Here is a 5,626-nt window from a genome sequence, read left to right as displayed (position 1 = left end):
CGCTCAAAAAAGGATTTTGAACTAATCAATCTCAAGCCTCGCCATGCGCGTTTAACTTTTAATGCCGCCCATTCTCTCTCAATTTATATTTTAGAGCTCATGGATCAGCCATAATAAAAACCATATCACGACTACCAGCATTTTCTTGTGCCATTTTAAATGCTTTTTAGGCATTAAAGGGGGGGACTGCTGCTTCTACCCTACAAAACCAAATATTTCTATAGCATGACAGAATGAGTAATCACACCACCCTATAGTTCTCCTCTTCCCCGCGTTTCTAGGCTCCGCTTCTAAAGTCAGTGGCAATTTCTGTAAATGCAAAAGGCGCCCTTAAGGATGGCGAATGAGGATGGTGCAAAAGTATTGCCTTGATTATTTTTTTAAGAACAAACTAGCTGGTGTACTATTTTTGGAAAGCTCTCGTGCAGAAATATTATGATGGAGAAGCTAGTCATTATGATAAAAACACAAGTCTTAACTCCGTAAAGAGAGAAAATCTGAGCTTAGATTTAATTCCTACAAAGCCTTTATGCGCGTAAATTACATACCTATACGTTCTTCCCCTACCCTACTTAATTTTATAATAAGACAGCTCCGTATAAAAAACAGCACTATTCTTACATACCATAGCCATTTTCTCTTTACAGGCTTTCTGCTATCAACATAATACTTTACCCTCTTAAAACACTATTTGCAAAAGGTTTGCATCATCACAATGATCATAGGCATAGGCTTGCTACCCCAAAAAGCTTGCTAGGTAAAAATCCGCCTTAGTATTTAGTGATATAGATAGTGTAGATGTTCAAGGAATTGTGTACAGTTTTTTTGTTACAAAAAGTTGCAGATTGTTTTGAGGATGAAGATATACAGGTACACATAGAACAAAGGGAGGGATGATATTAAAATCCAAGAGAATCTGAGTTTAGATTTAGTCCTTGCGCGCCCTTTAAGTGCGTGGCATTACGTACCTATACGTTCTTCCCCTACCCATTTTGCTTCCAGAGGTGCATGATGATTAGTAGCATGCCCCTTCTTATTTGGTTTTTTGTACGCGAGAAGAGTTTCGAGTGATGAGCATTGCATTCCCATGCGCTTAGACGCTACACCTGTTTTTTTCTGCTTTTATTTTCAGAGATTGATGATATTTTTGTTTTCCAGTACTAAGAAGAGCTTTTAGATTTATTGTTTTAGAGAGAAGAAAGCATTCTCTACCTGCCTCTGCCTACCACTGCTTCATTAGCGGCATACCCCTTATTAGTCCTATTGCATTCTTTTACGGGATGAGAAGACATCCGATCCAGCTCCAAAGCCGCTCCTAGGTCTTGGTGCGTTTAAGGGCCACTAGGTTTTTTACTGTTTTGATAAAGCTTCTATGAGAAAAGTGTAGCAGGAAGGGGAACTTATGTAGGTAAATTACTGACTTTTCCTAGTAGAGGGGAAAGTTTGAATAAAGACTTATTCTATAACATTTTGCATTACGTGCATTATTATATTTTCACGCGATATTATGTGCGTATTGTCATGTTTAGAGGTCATTTGATTTTTATGGAATATTAGTTTTGGAACATTGGTTGCGGGGGCAGGATTTGAACCTGCGGCCTTCAGGTTATGAGCCTGACGAGCTACCGGGCTGCTCCACCCCGCGTCATATATTTTAAGACAAGATTTTTTTATTGTCTACTCTGAGTATTGAGCATTGATATTTATCGTTATATTTTTATTTTTGAATTGTTATCTATCATGCCTTTAGCAGACCTGGCGGCGACTTACTCTCCCGTGCCTTAAGACAAAGTACCATCAGCGCTGGAGCGTTTCACGGCCGAGTTCGGGATGGGATCGGGTGCGTTCACTCCGCCATAACCACCAAGTCAGCAAAAAGCATGAATGATGAGAAGCTGGAATTTTATATTTTTGAATGAATATGGGAAATGAGAACGATCAAGTCGATCGAACGATTAGTATCAGTAAGCTTCATGTGTTACCACACTTCCACACCTGACCTATCAACGTGGTGGTCTACCACGGTTCTCAGGGAATACTCGTTTTCAGGTGGGTTTCCCGCTTAGATGCCTTCAGCGGTTATCCCTTCCGTATATAGCTACCCTGCTATGCGGCTGGCGCCACAACAGGTCCACCAGAGATACGTCCATCCCGGTCCTCTCGTACTAGGGACAGATCCTGTCAATATTCCTACACCCACGGCAGATAGGGACCGAACTGTCTCACGACGTTCTGAACCCAACTCACGTACCGCTTTAAATGGCGAACAGCCATACCCTTGGGACCTGCTCCAGCCCCAGGATGCGATGAGTCGACATCGAGGTGCCAAACAACCCCGTCGATATGGACTCTTGGGGGTCATCAGCCTGTTATCCCCGGCGTACCTTTTATCCGTTGAGCGATGGCCCTTCCACACGGGACCACCGGATCACTATGACCGTCTTTCGACTCTGCTCGACTTGTCAGTCTCACAGTCAGGCAGGCTTATGCCATTGCACTCAACAAACGATTTCCGACCGTTCTGAGCCTACCATCGCGCGCCTCCGTTACTCTTTAGGAGGCGACCGCCCCAGTCAAACTACCCACCATACACGGTCCCGAATCCGGATAACGAACTGCGGTTAGACATCCATATCGGTAAGGGTGGTATTTCAAGGATGACTCCACAAAGGCTAGCGCCCCTGCTTCAAAGTCTACCACCTATCCTACACATACAGACACAAATGCCAGTGTAAAGCTATAGTAAAGGTGCACGGGGTCTTTCCGTCTAACCGCAGGAACCCCGCATCTTCACGGGGAATTCAATTTCACTGAGTCTACGTTGGAGACAGCGGGGAAGTCGTTACGCCATTCGTGCAGGTCGGAACTTACCCGACAAGGAATTTCGCTACCTTAGGACCGTTATAGTTACGGCCGCCGTTTACTGGGGCTTCAATTCAATGCTTGCACATCTCCTCTTAACCTTCCAGCACCGGGCAGGCGTCAGACCCTATACGTCGTCTTGCGACTTCGCAGAGCCCTGTGTTTTTGGTAAACAGTCGCTACCCCCTGGTCTGTGCCACCCTCTAACGGTTGCCCGCTAAAGGGTCACGCTTCTTCCGAAGTTACGCGTGCAATTTGCCGAGTTCCTTCAACGTAGTTCTCTCAAGCGCCTTAGTATTCTCTACCAGTCCACCTGTGTCGGTTTGGGGTACGGTCTATATGTGGGAGCTATTTCCTGGAACTGCTTCACTGCAAGATCAATCCAATAAGATCTTACAATATACGCAATCCGTCACTACCCACAGGTCCACGAATATTAACGTGGTTCCCATCGACTACGCCTTTCGGCCTCGCCTTAGGGGCCGACTCACCCTGCTCAGATTAACTTTAAGCAGGAACCCTTGGACTTTCGGCGAGGGAGTCTCTCACTCCCTTTATCGTTACTCATGTCAGCATTCTCACTTCCGATACCTCCAGGAGCTCTCACGAGTCTCCCTTCACAGGCTTACGGAACGCTCCGCTACCACTTACTCCATAAGGAGTAAATCCACATCTTCGGTGTATGGCTTTAGCCCCGTTACATTTTCGGCGCAGGGACCCTTATTTAGACCAGTGAGCTGTTACGCTTTCTTTAAATGGTGGCTGCTTCTAAGCCAACATCCTGGTTGTTTTGGGATCCTCACATCCTTTCCCACTTAGCCATAACTTGGGGACCTTAGATGGTGGTCAGGGTTGTTTCCCTCTCCACGACGGACGTTAGCACCCGCCGTGTGTCTGCTAGTTAGTTCTTCCAGGTATTCGGAGTTTGGTTAGGTTTGGTAATCCGGTGAGGACCCCTAGCCCATCCAGTGCTCTACCCCCTGGAGAATTCGACTAACGCTCTACCTAAATAGATTTCGCGGAGAACCAGCTATTTCCGAGTTTGATTGGCCTTTCACCCCTAGCCACAAGTCATCCCAATCTATTGCAACAGATACGGGTTCGGCCCTTCAGTAAGTGTTACCTTACCTTCAGCCTGCTCATGGCTAGATCACTCGGTTTCGGGTCTAATCCAACGAACTGAACGCCCTATTCAGACTCGCTTTCGCTACGCCTACACCTACCGGCTTAAGCTTGCTCGTTAGACTAAGTCGCTGACCCATTATACAAAAGGTACGCCGTCACCCAGAACGAATCTTGGGCTCCGACTGTTTGTAGGCATTCGGTTTCAGGTACTATTTCACTCCCCTTGTCGGGGTACTTTTCACCTTTCCCTCACGGTACTGGTGCGCTATCGGTCATGCACGAGTACTTAGGCTTGGATCGTGGTCGACCCATGTTCAGACAGGATTTCACGTGTCCCGCCCTACTCTAGGACTTAAATCAGATTTACGTATACGGGACTATCACCCACTTTGGTACGACTTTCCAGTCGTTTCTACTTTTCTTAATTCAAGCCACTGGCCTGGTCCGCGTTCGCTCGCCACTACTAACGGAGTCTCGTTTGATGTCCTTTCCTACAGGTACTTAGATGTTTCAGTTCCCTGCGTTTGCTTCTTACACCCTATTTTATTCAGGTGTAGATACCTTTATTAGATGACTAGAAAACTAAACTGTCTTTTTGCAAAAACAGCTTAATTTTTCTAGCCACCAAAGGTGGGTTGCCCCATTCGGAAATCTACGGATCAAAGGGTATTCGCACCTCCCCGTAGCTTATCGCAGCGTATCACGTCCTTCATCGCCTGTGCATGCCAAGGCATCCACCAAATGCCCTTAAGACACTTGATCGTTCTCATTGCCAATATTCATTCACGGTTTGTCTGCTTCTCTTTATCTTGTGCAAAATAAAGCGCAAAACAAACCAAATATCAGCAGAAAAGACCAGCTTCTCGAGATATATTCAATGGCGCGGTTAAGCTTCCAATCATAAGCAAGGGCTTTGAGCATTCCCTTGCGACACAATGTATCTCTTTTTAAATTAAGATTTCCTCTTCGGAAGAAAGGCTTTTCTTTCAGGATCTTTTTTAAAGATCTGTTTTCAAAAACCTTTTTTTGACAACAAGCATTTTCCCAAGAAAGTATTTTTCTTAAGCTAAAAACTTGTGCCTCAGAAGGAACCTTAAAAAAGGAACATGTCTGAATATATCTTCTCTTCACAATTTCAATAGAACAAGCAAAAGATCACTGGACCTTTTACAAAGACTGTTCTTACAACATGATGATGACCTAATGGTGGAGCCGGACGGGATCGAACCGACGACCCCCTGCTTGCAAAGCAGGTGCTCTCCCAGCTGAGCTACGGCCCCTAAATAATGCTCTTTCAAATCAACCTTAACCAGATTTATCAACTTGAATTACCTGTACTATTTTGATTTGTATCATTTAAATTTACCTGTACCACTAAGGGATTTTAAAAGCCTCTTTGAAAGCTTAATAGGATAAATTTAACAAATAATCTTTGGATGATAAAATAAAATCCTTAAAAATAAACAAAGATCGAAAAGTCTTTAATACACTAAAGCTTCATACTCTTGGATAAGCAAAAAACGAGCATAAATTGGTGGGCCTGGGAGGACTTGAACCTCCGACCTCACGCTTATCAAGCGCGCGCTCTAACCAACTGAGCTACAAGCCCTCCGGGATAAACCGGAAAACCTTCCCCGGC

General features: G+C 44.9%; 3 tRNA genes and 2 rRNA genes. All 5 read right to left on the bottom strand.

From position 1 onward, the window contains the following. Positions 1 to 1,568: 1,568 nt before the first annotated feature. Positions 1,569 to 1,645, bottom strand: a tRNA-Met gene (locus tag ACFILH_RS01595). Positions 1,646 to 1,753: 108 nt separating this feature from the next. Then, positions 1,754 to 1,868: ribosomal RNA gene (rrf, locus tag ACFILH_RS01590) — 5S ribosomal RNA — on the bottom strand. Between the two features lie 66 nt (positions 1,869 to 1,934). After that, positions 1,935 to 4,749: ribosomal RNA gene (locus ACFILH_RS01585) — 23S ribosomal RNA — on the bottom strand. A gap of 442 nt (positions 4,750 to 5,191) precedes the next feature. Then, positions 5,192 to 5,267, bottom strand: a tRNA-Ala gene (locus ACFILH_RS01580). 252 nt (positions 5,268 to 5,519) lie between these two features. Further along, a tRNA-Ile gene (locus ACFILH_RS01575) sits at positions 5,520 to 5,596 on the bottom strand. Positions 5,597 to 5,626 lie beyond the last annotated feature (30 nt).

Origin of the sequence: Bartonella sp. CL435QHHD, from assembly GCF_042195095.1 — a bacterium.
Classification (GTDB): domain Bacteria; phylum Pseudomonadota; class Alphaproteobacteria; order Rhizobiales; family Rhizobiaceae; genus Bartonella.
The sequence above is the reverse complement of the archived record's forward strand: the minus strand, read 5'-3'. Positions and strand labels throughout refer to the sequence as shown.